This is a genomic window from Pseudomonas sp. (assembly GCF_028293835.1).
Lineage (GTDB): Bacteria > Pseudomonadota > Gammaproteobacteria > Pseudomonadales > Pseudomonadaceae > Aquipseudomonas.
In genome coordinates this window covers 79,587-94,462 of record NZ_JAQGNX010000105.1, presented here as the reverse complement: position 1 = coordinate 94,462, position 14,876 = coordinate 79,587, and the positions used below count along the sequence as shown (strand labels likewise).

15 protein-coding genes, 1 tRNA gene and 1 pseudogene are annotated in these 14,876 nt (G+C 59.3%); 2 read left to right on the top strand and 15 right to left on the bottom strand.

Annotated elements, in window-relative coordinates:
* Positions 1-182 precede the first annotated feature (182 nt).
* The gene (locus JWR17_RS14810; RefSeq protein ID WP_299832665.1) at positions 183-1,289 is read right to left on the bottom strand and encodes an alkene reductase; all 1,107 of its coding nucleotides are present in this window, start codon (positions 1,287-1,289) and stop codon (positions 183-185) included.
* A gap of 276 nt (positions 1,290-1,565) precedes the next feature.
* On the opposite strand from JWR17_RS14810, the gene JWR17_RS14805 reads away from it, so the two are divergent.
* Entirely contained in the window at positions 1,566-2,453 is an 888-nt protein-coding gene (locus JWR17_RS14805; protein ID WP_299832698.1) for a LysR family transcriptional regulator, read from the top strand.
* Here the strand turns inward: JWR17_RS14805 and JWR17_RS14800 are convergent.
* Complete coding sequence (locus JWR17_RS14800) at positions 2,450-3,670, bottom strand: MFS transporter (protein WP_299832664.1); 1,221 nt, start codon at positions 3,668-3,670, stop codon at positions 2,450-2,452. The genes JWR17_RS14805 and JWR17_RS14800 overlap by 4 nt on opposite strands.
* Before the next feature lie 227 nt (positions 3,671-3,897).
* Here JWR17_RS14800 and JWR17_RS14795 point away from each other — a divergent pair, with 227 nt between their 5' ends.
* Complete coding sequence (locus JWR17_RS14795) at positions 3,898-4,992, top strand: Gfo/Idh/MocA family oxidoreductase (protein WP_299832663.1); 1,095 nt, start codon at positions 3,898-3,900, stop codon at positions 4,990-4,992.
* Between the two features lie 91 nt (positions 4,993-5,083).
* Here the strand turns inward: JWR17_RS14795 and JWR17_RS14790 are convergent.
* From JWR17_RS14790 to phnG, 13 genes and pseudogenes are all read right to left on the bottom strand, one after another.
* Positions 5,084-5,923: pseudogene (locus tag JWR17_RS14790) on the bottom strand (DnaB-like helicase N-terminal domain-containing protein); the annotation flags it as partial.
* Entirely contained in the window at positions 5,920-6,789 is an 870-nt protein-coding gene (locus JWR17_RS14785; RefSeq protein ID WP_299832662.1) for a ParA family protein, read from the bottom strand. The gene JWR17_RS14785 and the pseudogene JWR17_RS14790, both read right to left, overlap by 4 nt.
* A 187-nt stretch (positions 6,790-6,976) precedes the next feature.
* A tRNA-Asn gene (locus tag JWR17_RS14780) sits at positions 6,977-7,052 on the bottom strand.
* 97 nt (positions 7,053-7,149) lie between these two features.
* Positions 7,150-7,566, bottom strand: coding sequence for an SRPBCC family protein (locus tag JWR17_RS14775; protein ID WP_299832661.1), 417 nt, complete (start codon positions 7,564-7,566; stop codon positions 7,150-7,152).
* Positions 7,567-7,794: 228 nt separating this feature from the next.
* A complete protein-coding gene (gene phnP / locus JWR17_RS14770; RefSeq protein ID WP_299832660.1) occupies positions 7,795-8,544 on the bottom strand; it encodes a phosphonate metabolism protein PhnP in 750 nt (249 codons plus the stop codon).
* Positions 8,535-9,104 carry a phosphonate metabolism protein/1,5-bisphosphokinase (PRPP-forming) PhnN gene (phnN, locus tag JWR17_RS14765; protein WP_299832659.1) on the bottom strand — a complete coding sequence of 190 codons (570 nt, stop codon included), beginning with the start codon at positions 9,102-9,104 and terminating at the stop codon, positions 8,535-8,537. The genes phnP and phnN overlap by 10 nt, the downstream gene beginning before the upstream one ends.
* Positions 9,104-10,249: an alpha-D-ribose 1-methylphosphonate 5-triphosphate diphosphatase gene (locus tag JWR17_RS14760; protein ID WP_299832658.1), complete on the bottom strand. Its 1,146-nt coding sequence runs from the start codon at positions 10,247-10,249 to the stop codon at positions 9,104-9,106. Before JWR17_RS14760 ends, phnN begins: the two co-directional genes overlap by 1 nt.
* Positions 10,243-10,959, bottom strand: a complete 717-nt coding sequence (gene phnL / locus JWR17_RS14755; RefSeq protein ID WP_299832657.1) for a phosphonate C-P lyase system protein PhnL — start codon at positions 10,957-10,959, stop codon at positions 10,243-10,245. The genes JWR17_RS14760 and phnL overlap by 7 nt, the downstream gene beginning before the upstream one ends.
* Before the next feature lie 55 nt (positions 10,960-11,014).
* Positions 11,015-11,833, bottom strand: a complete 819-nt coding sequence (gene phnK / locus JWR17_RS14750; RefSeq protein WP_299832656.1) for a phosphonate C-P lyase system protein PhnK — start codon at positions 11,831-11,833, stop codon at positions 11,015-11,017.
* On the bottom strand, positions 11,830-12,708 hold the full coding sequence (locus JWR17_RS14745; protein WP_299832655.1) for an alpha-D-ribose 1-methylphosphonate 5-phosphate C-P-lyase PhnJ: 879 nt from the start codon (positions 12,706-12,708) through the stop codon (positions 11,830-11,832). Before JWR17_RS14745 ends, phnK begins: the two co-directional genes overlap by 4 nt.
* Entirely contained in the window at positions 12,705-13,796 is a 1,092-nt protein-coding gene (locus JWR17_RS14740) for a carbon-phosphorus lyase complex subunit PhnI (RefSeq protein WP_299832653.1), read from the bottom strand. The genes JWR17_RS14745 and JWR17_RS14740 overlap by 4 nt, the downstream gene beginning before the upstream one ends.
* On the bottom strand, positions 13,796-14,407 hold the full coding sequence (gene phnH / locus JWR17_RS14735; protein ID WP_299832652.1) for a phosphonate C-P lyase system protein PhnH: 612 nt from the start codon (positions 14,405-14,407) through the stop codon (positions 13,796-13,798). Before phnH ends, JWR17_RS14740 begins: the two co-directional genes overlap by 1 nt.
* Positions 14,407-14,862: a phosphonate C-P lyase system protein PhnG gene (gene phnG / locus JWR17_RS14730; protein ID WP_299832651.1), complete on the bottom strand. Its 456-nt coding sequence runs from the start codon at positions 14,860-14,862 to the stop codon at positions 14,407-14,409. The genes phnH and phnG overlap by 1 nt, the downstream gene beginning before the upstream one ends.
* Positions 14,863-14,876: the final 14 nt, after the last annotated feature.

The window sequence follows — 14,876 nt, the reverse complement described above, 5'->3', positions numbered from 1 at the left end:
TGTGGGGATTGACCAAACACGCGTCGAAAGGCCCGGCGCATTCGCTCGCGATGATCGTCGTTCGGGGCTGCCCACAATCATCCAGGGGTCTAGTCCGTCGATTGCGGTACAAACCAAGAAGCCCCCATGAGGGGGGCTTCGTTTGGTCTATCCGCTACAGCAATTCGCGCTTGGCGAAGACGTTACGCAGTCGCTTCTTCTTTATAGAACTCGTAGTCGGTGTAACCCACTTCGGTACCGCCAAAAAAGGTTGGACGGTCATAAGCGTTCAGCGGCAGATTGTGGCGCAGGCGTTCCGGCAAGTCAGGGTTGGCTATGAAGTGGCGACCGAAGGCCACCAGATCGGCGTCGCCAGCCTGAATGATGGCCTCGGCGGATTCGCCGTTAAAGCCACCGGCGGCGATGATCACGCCTTTGTAGTGTTTGCGCATCAGCTGGGCAGCGACCGGCGCCGGGTCGGCATTCTCGTCCTCGATGTTGCCCAGGATGCGCGGCTCGATCAGGTGCAGGTAAGCCAGGCTCAGCGGCGCTAGTTGTTGCGCGACGTAGGTGAACAGGCCTTCTGGATCCCTGTCGCCCATGTCACCCCAGGTGCCGCTGGGGCCGACACGTACCGCCACACGATCACTGCCCCACACCGAAATCAGCGCGTTGGTCACTTCCAGCAGGAAGCGTGCGCGGTTTTCGAACGAGCCGCCGTAAATGTCGGTGCGCTTGTTGCTGTTGTCCTGCAGGAACTGGTCGACCAGATAACCGTTGGCGCCATGCAGTTCCACGCCGTCAAAACCGGCTTTCACGCCGCGTTCAGCTGCGGTGCGGAAGTTTTCTACCAGGCCTGCGATCTCTTCGATGGTCAGGGCGCGGTTCGGGGTATTGGGCACCCAACCTTCGGTGGTGTAAGCAACGCCGCCGTGCAGGACTTCCGATGGGCCGACGGGGATACTGTCTTGAGGTTGCACGTCGACATTGGATTGGCGACCCGCATGATAAAGCTGCAGGAAGATCTTGCCGCCCTTGGCATGCACGGCGTCAGTGATTTGTTTCCAGCCAGCGATCTGGCTGTCGTCGAACAGGCCAGGTGCGCCGAGATAGCCGTTGCCGTTTGGCGCGGCGATGGTGGCCTCACCGATCAGGAAACCGCCTTCGGAAGTGCGCTGGGCGTAGTACTCGGCCATCAAGGTGCCGGGGCGAGCGCCATCTTCGGCACGCATGCGGGTCAGCGGTGCCAATACGACACGGTGGGCGAAGGTGAATGGGCCGACTTTAACTGGGGAGTGAAGTTTGGACATGATTGCCTCGATCTGAAGTGTAAGGAGAAGAACCATTGAATATCTGCCCGAGTCGATAGCCGTGTGGGCTTTCGGGGTTGAGGCGCTTGGTGCTAGTAAATGCGATTTCTCAGGGTGGATAAATGGGCCGAGTTTCCCAACACTTCGGACTTTTCGGCTGTAATGCATGTCGATCTATGAAGATCAAACTGTGGGATTAAGCTTGTTCGCGATTGATTGGGAGGGCACCCGCCTCTACTCTGCTTAAACCCTTCAGCATCGAGCACACCTCCCATGATGGACAACCTCAGCGGTATTACGGCCTTCATCCAAGTGGCCGAAACCCGCAGCTTCACCGAAGCAGGGCGAATGCTGGAAATCTCTTCCTCGGCCGTGGGCAAAAGCGTGGCGCGCATGGAAGAGCGTCTCGGCGTGCGTTTGTTCCATCGCAGCACCCGCAGCGTCACCTTGACCACCGAAGGCGAGCTGTTTTTGGACCGTTGCAAACGCATCCTCAGTGAAGTGGAAGCGGCGGAAATGGAGCTGCTGGAGTTATCCGCCACACCGCGCGGCAAGGTGCGGATCAGCGTGCCGATTCAGAACGTGCTGATCATGCCGGTGCTTGCCGGGTTCATGCGTGCCTATCCGGACATCGAGCTGGACGTGGATATGTCCGATCGCATGGTGGATGTGATCGAGGAGGGGTTCGATGCGGTGATCCGCACGGGTGCACCGCAGGATTCGCGGCTGATGGCGCGCAAGCTCGGTGGCTATCAGTTGCAGTTGGTGGCGTCGCCGGCGTACCTGGAGCGTAATGGCGACCCTGCACATCCGGACGATTTGATCCGTCATACGTGCCTGCTGCACAAGTTTCCGGCCACCGGGATGATCGAGCGCTGGCCGCTGCGCGTGGACGACACGCACATCGAGCCGAAGTTGGCGCGTGCATTGACCTGCACCACGATGGATCCGCTGACGTACCTGGCAATCGATGGGGTAGGGATTGCCTGCCTGCCGGATTTTTCAATCCGTCAACCGTTGGCCGATGGCAGGCTGAAGGTGGTGCTGGAGGACTACACTGACCACACCGGCAACCTTTGGATGCTCTGGCCTGCATCAAAGCAGACCGCACCGAGGTTGCGGGTGTTGATCGATTTCTTCAAGGACAACATTCTCAAGGTTTAGCGTTGCAGGGCCTCGGCAATTGGGGCTTTGCTGATACCGAAACTGAGCATCACCGCCAAACCGAGCACACCGATCCCGGCGCCCAGCCACAGCGACGAAGACACGCCCGCGTGATCGACCATCAAGCCGCCAAACAACGACCCCGAGGCGATAGCCACTTGAAAGGTGGTCACCAACATCGCCGAACTGGCTTCCGGCAATTGCGGCGAGGTCAGTTGCATCCAGCTGCTAACACCGAGCGGAATGGCGCCGTAAGCAATGCCCCATGCCAATATCGCCAAGGTCACTCCCCAGCCCTGCAACTGCGGCAAAGCCAATTGCGCAATCACCATCAGTAACAGTACCGAGCCCAGCGAGACACGTAGGTGTGTGGTGATGGTCCCGGCCATGGCGAAATTCGCCAGCATACCAACCAGGCCAAACCCGAGCAGAATCGCGGTGATCGCGCTCGGCGAGAAACCGACGTCATGCCCCAGGAACGGCGCAATGTAGGTGTAGGCGGTGAAGTGCGCTGCCACCACCGTACCCAACAACAGCATGCTGCGTCGGGCGTTGCTGCGTGAGAGAAACGCCAACAACGTGCGCATCTTCAAACCCTCCCTAGAGGGCAACGATGGCAAGGTCAATGCCTGCGCGGCCAGCGCTAGCAAGGCTAATCCAGCGGTTACCGCGAACGACATGCGCCATGAAAACAGCGTGCTGACAAATGTCCCGAACGGCACACCGAACACCGTCGCCAAGGTGATCCCGGCGAAGATCAATGCCGTAGCTTTCGCCGCTTTTGATTCACTGACCAGACGCCCAGCAGCCGCAATCGCCACTGCCCAGAAACCACCCAGCGCCACACCCAGCAACCCTCGGCCCAGCAGCATGATCGCCAGATTGGGCGCCACGGCCGACACCAGATTGGAAACTACCAATAGCAGCGTCAACAACAGCAGTAGATGCCGCCGATTCATTCGTCCCGCGCCGAGCATGATCGCCGGCGCCGACACCGCCGCGACAACGCCCGGCACGGTCACCATCAGCCCCGCCACCCCGTCGGTGACGCTCAAGCTGTTGGCAATCTGCGGCAGGACGCCGACAGGCAAATATTCAGTGGTAACAAACGCAAAGGCGCCAAGTGCCACCGAGTACACCGACAGCCAGTCGCGCCAGGAAGAAGGCGCCTGCTGCGCGAGCGCAGCTGGCGTCGGTAAAGCATGTAAATCGTTCATGGGAAAGCTCCACAGTAAAGAGTGAAGCCATGCTAGGGATCTTCTCCCTCGGGAAAAACGGGGTGCGGGTCCGATCACTGTGGATCAATCACTCCACAATCAAACCCCTCTGGCTAGAGGATTAGAGCCGTCCGTGTCCGCAGTGTTCGGCCTTTTGGCCGGTTTTTCCTCAAGGTTGCGCTCCCTAGACTTGACCTCCTCAACCATCACCTTACGAGGACTCTCCCATGACAACCCCACACTCTCCGATTCGCGTCGGCATCATCGGTGTTGGCAATTGGGCCCGCCACGGTCACCTGCGCGTGCTTAGTCTGCTGCCGCAATATCACTTGCAGGCGGTGTACAGTGAAAGCCGCGATCGCGCCGAAGCAGCAGCCGGTGAATATAACATCACGCAAGTGGCGGATTCCGTTGACGCGCTGGTCAACAACCCTGAAGTCGATCTCGTCCTGGTCCTGAACACCGCGCCCCAACACGCAAAAACTGTGCGCGCCGTCATCGCCGCCGGCAAAGACGTTTATTGCGAATGGCCGCTGACCACCAACACTTCTGACTCCGAGAACTTGCTGCAACTAGCGAACGATGCCGGTGTGCGTCATATCGTCGGCTTGCAGCGTCGCCATGCGCCGCACAACCGCTATTTACAAGACCTGCTGCAACAAGGCTACGTCGGCAAAGTGCGCTCGGTGCGCATGCACGTCAGCATGAACTACTTTCAGGCCCTGCGCCCCAACGCCCTGCGCTGGACCGCCCCCGAGGAAAACTTCTCCAGCGTGATCGCGATCTACGCCGGGCACTTCCTCGACATGCTCTTCACTTCCACAGATTGGCCAACCACTGTCTCAGGGTTGATGGTCAATCAGTTCCCCAAGATCACCATCAAGGAAACCGGCGAAGTGCTGGAGAGCAGCGCTCCAGACCAACTGGTGCTAAGTGGCTTGTTGGAAGACGGCGCGATCATTTCGATCCACATCGAAGGCGGCAAGCGCAACGGCTCGGGCGTGCAGATCGACATTACCGGCGATCAGGGTGACCTGAAAATCACGAACCGCTCAGCCTTTGGTGATGTCGGCGATGATTACCTGATTGAGGGTGCCCACGGCGACAATCTCGCACTGCAATTACTCCCGCTGCCTGAGTGCTACCAACGCCTGCCGGCCTCTTCATTGCCATCAGCCGTACTGGAACTGGCGGAGCTCTATCATGTGTATGCGCAAGATGTGGCCGAAGGCACCCATGCGGCGGCGACATTTAAGGATGCGCTACGCTTGCATCAGTTGCTGGATGCGGCAAAAAACGGGGTTCAGTCGCCACTTCGCTGAATCCTCTAGCGGCGTCCACGTACGTATCAAGTGGACGCTCCGTCCATTGGCTCACTGCCGTGAGCCAATGGACGGAGGGGCGAGAAATGTCATTGATTCTGGCCACTGCAGCAGTCAGCCGTGACCAGTCCCCGTCTTCCAGCTGGCCCCGCATCAAATTAGCCAAGTCCAGCTGACCGAGGATGGCCAACATCCGGTACATCAAGGCCTGGGCGGGCATTTCCAGGCTGTAAATCTGAACGGACTCGGTCGGATATTTCTGCAGCACCGCGTCGACAAAATTCAACGCAAGGCTGGTTTTGCCCATTGAAGGTCGTGCAGCAACGATGACCAGATCTGCGTCCTGGAATCCGCCGGTTTTCTGGTCCAGGTCTTCGAGCCCGCTGGGTACACCGGTAACGCCATTTCCGTAGTTAAAGTTGAAATCAACCTGCTCCAGCACTTTCATCAGCGCGTCGTTTACATCGACAAAGCTGTTGGGCGCACGCCCCTGCCCCAGGGCAAAAAGCTTTTGCTCAAAGCTCTCCTGTACCTCAAGACTTTTTGCCTGCGTAGATGACGCGTTTCGAGTGCACTCATGACCCAGCATGATTAGCTGACGCAGATGAGCGCGCTCTCGAACGATCTCGGCGTAAGCGCTGATGTTTGCCACCGAGGGGACGTTTTTTGCCAGCTCGGCCAGATAAGCGAGCCCTCCAGCCTCTTCCATTTTGGCCAGGGATTCGGACACAGTGACGACGTCGAACGGCGTGGTGGCCTCCGCCAGCTTTTCGATGGCTTTGAAGATCAAGCGGTGCTCATGCTTGAAAAAATCTTCCGCACCGATGATGCCCGCGACTAGTTCCCACGCTTCGTTGTCGAGCATCAACCCGCCGAGCACACTCTGCTCAGCTTCGACGGAATGAGGCGGCATCAAATCAAAGAGATTCATGAGGCCACCTCCTGGTCAGCCTTACGCCGGCCATTGAGCGTCTGCTCGCTCAACAGCTCGAACTGTGCCTTCCACTCTGGAAACAACTCCACGGCTAACGCTTTGATGACGCTGAAGGCCGACGGCGAGCGGCGATTGAGCGGCTGGCGGTATTCGAGCCGGTGGGCCGGAACCCCCTCAGTCGCCGCCCGACGGAAGCTGACTGCCGCTGGAAGGGTTGTTTGCAGCAGGTTGATCTGCGGATGGTCGGCCAGGGTTTCGGTGAGCGACTGGTAAATCAGGCTCGCATCGTTGGTGGCATCGAGCTTGTTGATCACAATGTTCAACGGCGGCGTATGCACGCCCAGCACCGCAAGCGGTTCCAGATCCTTGAGCAGTTGCTGTGTCCCCCGATAAAACTCACGTGCGGCGAGCATGTCCGGGGTGATCGGCGAGATCGCCAGGTCGGAACAGAGCAACGCCATCTCCAGCACCACAGACCGCGCACCTTGGGTGTCGATCAGGATCAGGTCAAAGTCATCAGCAAAAGCCGAGACCAGATTTTTCAGGCGTAAGCGCCCGTCAGCGGCGTGCAGCAGCAGGTTGCTGAGCTGGTTGTAGGGGTCGTTGGAGAGCACCAGTGGCAGATTGGGGATGCAGGTCCGGGAAATGATCTGCTCTGAGCGGGTATCGTTTTGGGCAATGAGTTGATAGGTCCCGCCGGCAGCTTCGTGATCGATGCGATAGAACGAGGACAACGACGGTTGGGTGTCGAGATCTATCAGCAGGGTACGGATATTGGCGTCGGCGCAGAACGCGCCCAGGTTTGCGGTCACCGTGGTTTTGCCAGGGCCGCCTTTGGTTGAAACGATTGATGCGATTTGCATGATGCTGGCCTCTAAATCAAGTCGATTAGAGGCAGCGCATTGCACGTGAAAACTGAACTGAAAACATTGTTACCAGATGTGTTTTCGAGGCGGTTAAGCGGGTTTTCGGACCTCAGGCGCCAATGATCAGAAATCATTTACCACTGGAAACGTCCTACAACACCCGCTCAACCCCTTGAAAAGTAACTGGCTCCACGACCTGGACTCGAACCAGGGACCCAATGATTAACAGTCATTTGCTCTACCAACTGAGCTATCGCGGAATGACTCGTATGTTACTGATTGAAAAGACTAAGTCAAGCCTTTCATACGTGCTTTACCCGAGTCCGATCTGAAACCAGGCCAGGTATAAAATCCGGCTCAGGACGGGAAGTTGGCCTTGAGCGCGTCCAAACCACCGGCGTAAACACCTTCAAATAACGCAACAGCTTCTTCCTCAGTGATGCCTGCACCAGTGAACGTGCCTGACCAAATGATTTTCGTCGCCTGCTTGCCTGGCACTTCGATGACTTCTACTTTTGCCAAGTAATGGGTCACTGGGAATGGACCTTCCTCGATGGAGTAGGTGTAGTTCCGTGCTGCGTTATCGAAGGTCTGCAGACGTTCGACAATCACGCCACCGTCGGCCGCCTTCAGATGACGAACCCGGCCGCCCTCCCCCAGCTTGCTTTCAACGATAAACGGCAGCCAGTCAGGCAACGAATCGAAGCCTCCCATCAATTGCCAAACTTCATCGGCGGTTGCCGACACTTCAACGGTTGCAGACGCCTTAGCCACGGTAGATCTCCAAAATTGATTGAAAAGGACTCAAACGGTCAGGTAAACGCAGTCGCCCAAAGAGAGGCGAACTCAGGTGCTGTAATGTAAACCACCCCCTGGGCGACTTCATCCCTTTCTGCAGCGTTTAACCCTTGATGAAGCTTAAATCCGGGTGGCCTTATCGGCACTTGGATGAACCGCGTCGCCTGCCTCGCCAACAAGTTGGCTCCTACCGAGGGGCGGTGTTTACACCACCATCCCGTCCCGCGCCACGGTCACGTTTTCTGGCAAACGATTCCCGGCCGTCATCAACCACGCATCCAGCGTATGGCCGATGTGGGTCAGGACTGCTCGCTCAGGTTTCAGGTCTGCAATACAGGCCAACGCCAGGTTTAGGTCGTTATGGTTTCGCGGCGGTTGCGGTTGCGCGGGCATCGAGCAGTCCAGCACCAGCACGTCCAGCGGTAGATTCTGCAGGAAGACCAGCGTCTGCTCGGGCAGGCCGACAGTGTCGGTCAGGTAAGCAATACGCCGCCCGTCGCCTTCCAGCACGTAACCCAGGGTTGGTTTTGAGTGCACCAACGGCACCGCAGTCACCGTTAATGCGCCCAGCTGTCGGGTTTCGAAAGCGCTAAACGGCTGGCTGAAATCCAAGATGCCGGGGTGCTTATACAGATCCGACAAGCCTTCCGCGTCCACCGGCCCGTGCACTGGAATCACCCAGCCTTGGCCCCAACGCAAATGCAGCAGCCCTTGGGCGTGATCAGCGTGGTAGTGGGTTTGCAGGATGCCGTTGAAACTGCGCGGCGCAAATCGATCCGTCAGGTCGGTCAGACCGGAATCAATTAACCAACGCTGGTCGCCACATTCGATCAATGCGCTACAGGGTCGACGACGCAAGCCATGATCGGCCTGGGCCGCCGCGCAGGCTGGACAATCACACCCATAGACCGGGACCTGCCGCGCATCGGCGGTGCCCAGCAGCGTCAGACGCATGCCGCGTCTTTGCCGATCAGTTGCAGCAAGCGTGCGAGGGTTTGTTCGATCGGCCCGGAGTTATCCAGCAGCCATAGGGCGGTGTTCTCACTGGCCATCAAGGTTGCGGCGAAATCGGCGTTACGGGCCAATCGTGCTTCGATCTCTGGCAGTGACTCGCGACCACGAGCCTGTAGCCGTTGACGCAAAATTTCCTGGTCTACGGTGAGTAACAAAGCGAGCAAATCCGGATAACGCTGCCGCGCTTGAGCCAGGTGCCCCCGTGAGCCGTTGACCAGTACGTCGAGCCCCGCCTCCAGCCATTCGTCGATCTGGGCAGGAATCCCGTAGTGCAGGCCGTTGGCTTGCCAACTGAGGGCAAACGCGCCCTCAGCCTGCATCGCCACAAACTGCTCCACGCTAACCGCTTGCGCCGACTCGCCCACCGCTTCCGCCGAGCGGGTGATGACCCTGCGCACGATCCGGCAGCCTTGATCGGCCAATGGCTCGCGCGCAGCATCCAGCAGGCTGTCCTTGCCCGAACCTGAAGGTCCGATGAGATAGATCAACCTGCCTGCCATCAGAACACCCTCTTCGCTTGTCGCCATACCTGTTGAATCACCGGCAGCCCGTCCTGATTTTTTGCATGAACCAAGTCCGCGCGTAAACCGATGCGAATCTCGCCGCGATCGTCAAGCCCCGCTGCGTGGGCCGGTGCGCGGCTGACCATGCCCACCGCTTGCGGCAGTTCGCAGCCATTGTCCCCGGCAGCCAGGATAAACGCTGCTTGCAGCAGACTGGCGGGATAGTAATCGCTGGACAGGATATCCAGTAACCCTTCTTTAGCAAGGTCTGCCGCCGCCACGTTGCCCGAATGGGACCCGCCACGTACCACGTTCGGCGCCCCCATCAATACGCCCATGCCCAGGCGGTGGCTGCCACGGGCGGCCTCCATCGTCGTCGGAAATTCAGCGATGGTCATGCCGTAGCCAGCGGACTCTTCGACGTGGGCCAGGGTGGCGTCATCGTGGCTGGCCACAGACAAACCACGGGCCAGGCAATCCTCAGCAATCGCACGCCGATACCGGTCGCTGAACTCACGGGAATTGGCCACCTGGAACACAATAAACTCATCCATCTGCTCGGTGTTCAGGTGGTACTTACCCATGTAGTACTCGCGGTACTTGGATTCAAGGGCAAATTGTCGCTGACCCGGCGAGTGGTCCATTACCGATACCAGTTGCACCAAGGGGTGCTCAACCAAGTCACGGTACACGCTTAAGGTGTCGGGATGGCACAGTTCGCAGCGCAGATGCAGCCGGTGCTCGGCACGGGTCAGGCCTGCGGCGTTAGCGCTGGCAATGGCCTCGAGCATGCCGGGCAACTTCTTCATGCGATTGCCCTTGGGGTTCACGTCGCCAATGGACAGCGCGTCGAACACCGTGGTGATGCCCGCCGCAATGATCTGCGCGTCATGACTCAGCACCGCAGAAACCGACGGCCAATCCACGCCGGGACGGGGGGTCATGTGCTTTTCCAGGTTGTCGGTGTGCAACTCCACCAGGCCCGGCAGCAGGTAATCGCCGCGCAGGTCTTGAGCCTGGGGCAAGCGGCTTCGGCCTTCGTCGACTTCGGCAATCAGCCCGTTGCGCAGGACCACAGTGCCATTGAACACGCGATCAGCAGTTACAACTTGAGCATTGCTGAGAATCTGTTCGGTCAGCATGGCGCGGTTTCCTTGGCGATCGGGGCGTTGGGTGTCATGTCGAGATGGCGATCGGAAACCGCTTCACGGGCAGCGCGGTCGTGGAAAATGCCGATCAAGGCCGCACCCGCCGCCTTGGCTTCTTGCATCAGCTCCAACACCACTTGGCGATTGATGTCATCCAGCGAAGCAGTCGGTTCGTCTAGCAACATCACCGGCCACTCAACCATGAAGCCCCGTGCGATATTCACCCGCTGCTGCTCGCCGCCGGAAAAAGTGCCGGGCGCCAGTTGCCACAGACGTTGGGGAATATTCAGACGGGCAAGCAAATGTTCCGCTCGGGACTTGGCGTTTTCTTTCGACCAACCGCGGGCCAGCGCTGGCTCCATCACCACATCCAGAGTGGCAACCCGTGGGATCACCCGCAGAAACTGGCTGACGTAACCCAGGGTTTGCTGGCGCACCGCCAACACTTCACGGGGTTGCGCGCCCACCAACTCCAGCCAGTCGCCGGCATGCCGCAAACGAATGCTGCCGCCTGCGGGTAAATAATTGCCGTACAGCGTGCGCAGCAAGGTGCTTTTGCCGGCACCCGATTGCCCGTGCAACACCAGGCATTCACCGGCACCGACGGTAAAGCTCAAACCATCGAGGACATTAAGCACCACACCGTTTTGCTGATGCAGCGTGAAAGTTTTCGAGAGGTCGCGGACCTCGATCAACGTGTTCATCAAGCTCACCCCAAAAAGACGGCGGCGACCGGAGGCTGTCCGGTCGCCGGATAAATCACGGTTGCAGCACCGACGACACCAGCAGCTGCGAATAAGGATGCTGCGGGTCATCAAGGATCTGATCGGTGAGCCCGGATTCCACAACGCGGGAACGACGCATCACCATCAACCGGTCCGCCAACAAGCGGGCCACCGCCAGATCGTGTGTGACGATCACCACTGCCAGGTCCAGCTCCCGCACCAGACCGCGCAACAGGTCGAGCAAGCGCGCTTGTACCGACACATCAAGGCCGCCGGTGGGCTCGTCCATGAACACCAGACGTGGGCCGGAAACCAGATTGCGGGCGATCTGCAAGCGTTGTTGCATGCCCCCGGAAAAGGTTCGTGGCAGGTCATCAATGCGCAGCGGATCGATTTCGACTTGGCTAAGCCAGTCGATACCGGCTGCGCGTAGCTCGCTGTAATTGCGCACGCCTTGGGCCATCAAGCGCTCGCCGATGTTGGCGCCGGCCGAGACGCCCATGCGTAGACCATCTCGCGGGTTTTGTTCGACGAAGCCCCATTCAGTGCGCAACAACGTGCGGCGCTCGGCTTCGCTGGCGCTGTAGAGGTCGATCCAGTCCCCCTCTTTGCGCCGATAAGCGATGTCGCCACGATCAGGCGGGCAACGGCCGCTGAGCAACGACAACAAGGTCGATTTGCCTGAGCCGGACTCGCCGACGATGCCCAACACTTCGCCGGGATACAGGTCGAAATCCACGTCCTGACAGCCCTTCTCGGGCCCATACAAACGGCTCAGGCCACGGACCTTAAGCAAGGGTTGTGCACGCTCAGCCTGGCGGTCCAGCTCAGGTATTTTCGCTGGACTGTTCATTGGCCAGCCTCCTGTTCGCCGCTGCGTTGGGCGCAATAATCGGTGTCGGAACAGACGAAGCTTTGGGTGCCCGCGTCGTCGAGGATCATTTCATCGAGGAAGGAATCGCGACTGCCGCAAATGGCGCAGCACTCTTCCCACTTCTGGACTTCGAACGGGTGATCCTCAAAGTCCAGACTCACTACTTTGGTGTACGGCGGCACCGCGTACAGGCGCTTCTCCCGACCGGCGCCAAACAGCATCAGCGCCGGGCTCATGTCGAGCTTGGGGTTATCGAATTTCGGATTGGGCGACGGGTCCATGACGTAGCGATCATCGACCATCACCGGGTAGGCGTAACTGGTGGCGATATGACCGAAAGTCGCGATGTCTTCATAAAGCTTCACGTGCATCACCCCGTAATCGTTCAGCGCGTGCATGGTTCGGGTCTCGGTCTCCGACGGCTCGATAAAGCGCAGCGGTTCCGGGTTTGGCACCTGATACACCATGATTTGACCGGCGTGCAGCGGCGTTTCCGGAATCCGGTGACGGGTTTGAATCACCGTCGCTTCGGGGGTGCGTTCGGTGGTAGCGATGCCAGCCGTGCGGGCAAAAAAGCGTCGAATCGAGACCGCGTTGGTGGTGTCGTCTGCGCCTTGGTCGATGACCTTCAGCACATCGTCAGCGCCAAGGATCGCCGCAGTAACTTGCATGCCGCCGGTGCCCCAACCATAAGGCAGCGGCATTTCCCGGCCGCCGAACGGCACTTGGTAACCCGGAATCGCCACGGCTTTGAGCAAACCACGGCGGATCATGCGTTTGGTTTGCTCATCCAGGTAAGCGAAGTTATAAGCCTCGTCCCGGGCTGGACTGGCCTGCGTCTGGCTGCTGCTCATTGCTGATTCTCCTGGGCGGTGGGCTGAGCCGCTGCGGGCTTGCGCAATTTGCGAATCAGTTCCAACTCGGACTGAAAATCGACGTAGTGCGGCAACTTCAAGTGCGAGACAAAACCCGCGGCTTCGACGTTGTCGCAATGGCTGAGGACGAATTCTTCCATCTGCGCTGGCGACTCGATCTCTTCGTTGAACTCAGCGGCCCGTAGCGCTCTATCCACCAAGGCCATGCCCATGGCCTTGCGCTCGGCCTGGCCAAACGTCAGGCCGTAGCCACGGGTAAATTGCGCAAGTTCGGTGCCCGAGCCGACGAACTGGTTGACCATCTCGCACTCGGTGACTTCGATGCTGCCGATGTTGATGGGGAAACCCAGCTCTTCCGGCTCGATCCAGACCTCCACTTCACCGATACGGATTTCTCCGGCGAACGGGTGATTGCGGCCATACCCGCGTTGGGTGGAATAGCCCAGCGCCAATAGAAATCCTTCATCACCCCGGGCCAGTGCCTGTAGGCGCTGGGCACGGTTGGACGGGTATTCCAACGGGTTACGGGTGATGTCGGCGATGCTCTCATCACTGCCGCTTTCGTTCTTGACCAAGCCTTCTTTGGCCAGCAAACCCAGTACCCGTGGGCAGGCTTCCAAGGTGGCGCCGTCTTGCACCAGCGGCCCCGGATGTTCGCCTTCAGCCAATAAGGCAAAGTCCAGCAAACGATGGGTGTAATCGAAGGTCGGACCCAGCAGCTGGCCGCCCGGCACATCCTTGAAGGTCGCCGACAAACGACGGCTGAGTTGCATGTCCGAGGTGTCAATCGGCAGGCTGCCGGTGAAGCGCGGCAGCGTGGTGCGATAAGCACGCAGCAGGAAAATCGCTTCGACCATATCCCCCGCCGCTTGCTTGATTGCCAGCGCGGCCAGTTGCTCGTCGTACAGCGAGCCTTCGCTCATGACTCGGGCGACGGCCAGCGGCAACTGTTGCCGAATCTGTTCCACCGCCAGTTCGGCCATTGACGTGTCGCCCCGGCGTCTTTTCGCCAGCAGGCGGTGTGCATTGTCGATGGCCTGTTCGCCACCTTTGACGGCTACGTACATCAGGCAAACTCCTCTGTCGTCGTGTGGGTTTCAGCGACGCTGACGCGGGTGCTGCGTGGAAGGCCAATGACGCTATTTCCCGCGAGGAAAAATGCATCCAGTCCACGGGGGAAGTCATTGCGCGTGGCGCGCTCGCTCCAGAAACCTTCGGCCAACGGCAACGCCACCTGGTTTTCGCTTTGAATGCCGGGGCCTCGCCATGTCAGGCAACGGCCGCCGTCCAATTGCGGCAGTTGAATCAGCAAGGTGCAGGACTGATCGGGATAACGATCATTGCCCAGTTCAAAGCCGCGCAAGTCATGCAGTTCGCTGTCGTCCAACAAGGCAAAACGCGCTTGCTCACGGCTGCCGACAATCGGGCAGCCGCAGTGGAACGTCAGGTTGGCGCGGATGGTCGGCGTATCGAACCCGGGCGCCAGCCACAGCGGCGTGTCCACGTCCAGCAATGTCAGGCACAGCGCATAGGTAGCCGCTGCCAAACCTTCCAGGGGCGGCGCGTCCAATGGCTGAGCGACACCCGGGCCGGCCAGGGCCTTGAGTGCGGCACGAAAGCTGCGCACGGAATCCAGCACCGCATCGGCGAATGCCGGTTGCAATAGGGTTGCACTCATCAGTCTTCTCCTCGCACCAGGGTGAAAAACTCAACTTTGGTGGCTGCGGTTTCTGCGGCTTTGACGGCGCAACGCGCGGCATGCGCTCGGGCCAGGGGTTCGATCAATTCAGTTAACCAACGTGATTGTTGCGAGCCTTGCAGGTGCGCATCAGCCAACGCGGCCAGTTCGGCGTGCAACTTGTCGCGCCCGGCACGGTAGCTAAAACCGGTGCGCCCATCGGCCAAACGCACCACGCAACGGGTGACGCTCATTTCACCGACGTTAAACGGCGCGCCGGTGCCGCCCATGCGCCCACGAACCAGGGTCATGCCGATTTCCGGGGCACGAATCAGTTGGTACTCGGCGTCGCGCAAGGCGGCTTCATGGCGGCTCAACTCGATAATCGGGGCGTGGGCCAACACGCTGATCCACTGTTGACGGGCGGTGGTTGTGGCTACAGGAGCGGGATTCATGGTTGAGGTCTCCA

Excerpts from the sequence above, each read along its gene's own strand:
- JWR17_RS14785 (WP_299832662.1), bottom strand. The coding sequence starts at position 6,789 with ATGCAAATCGCATCAATCGTTTCAACCAAAGGCGGCCCTGGCAAAACC.
- phnH (WP_299832652.1), bottom strand. The coding sequence starts at position 14,407 with ATGAGTGCAACCCTATTGCAACCGGCATTCGCCGATGCGGTGCTGGAT.
- JWR17_RS14810 (WP_299832665.1), bottom strand. The coding sequence starts at position 1,289 with ATGTCCAAACTTCACTCCCCAGTTAAAGTCGGCCCATTCACCTTCGCC.
- phnG (WP_299832651.1), bottom strand. The coding sequence starts at position 14,862 with ATGAATCCCGCTCCTGTAGCCACAACCACCGCCCGTCAACAGTGGATC.
- phnN (WP_299832659.1), bottom strand. The coding sequence starts at position 9,104 with ATGGCAGGCAGGTTGATCTATCTCATCGGACCTTCAGGTTCGGGCAAG.
- phnP (WP_299832660.1), bottom strand. The coding sequence starts at position 8,544 with ATGCGTCTGACGCTGCTGGGCACCGCCGATGCGCGGCAGGTCCCGGTC.
- JWR17_RS14745 (WP_299832655.1), bottom strand. The coding sequence starts at position 12,708 with ATGAGCAGCAGCCAGACGCAGGCCAGTCCAGCCCGGGACGAGGCTTAT.
- JWR17_RS14740 (WP_299832653.1), bottom strand. The coding sequence starts at position 13,796 with ATGTACGTAGCCGTCAAAGGTGGCGAACAGGCCATCGACAATGCACAC.
- phnK (WP_299832656.1), bottom strand. The coding sequence starts at position 11,833 with ATGAACAGTCCAGCGAAAATACCTGAGCTGGACCGCCAGGCTGAGCGT.
- JWR17_RS14795 (WP_299832663.1), top strand. The coding sequence starts at position 3,898 with ATGACAACCCCACACTCTCCGATTCGCGTCGGCATCATCGGTGTTGGC.
- JWR17_RS14760 (WP_299832658.1), bottom strand. The coding sequence starts at position 10,249 with ATGCTGACCGAACAGATTCTCAGCAATGCTCAAGTTGTAACTGCTGAT.
- phnL (WP_299832657.1), bottom strand. The coding sequence starts at position 10,959 with ATGAACACGTTGATCGAGGTCCGCGACCTCTCGAAAACTTTCACGCTG.
- JWR17_RS14800 (WP_299832664.1), bottom strand. The coding sequence starts at position 3,670 with ATGAACGATTTACATGCTTTACCGACGCCAGCTGCGCTCGCGCAGCAG.
- JWR17_RS14805 (WP_299832698.1), top strand. The coding sequence starts at position 1,566 with ATGGACAACCTCAGCGGTATTACGGCCTTCATCCAAGTGGCCGAAACC.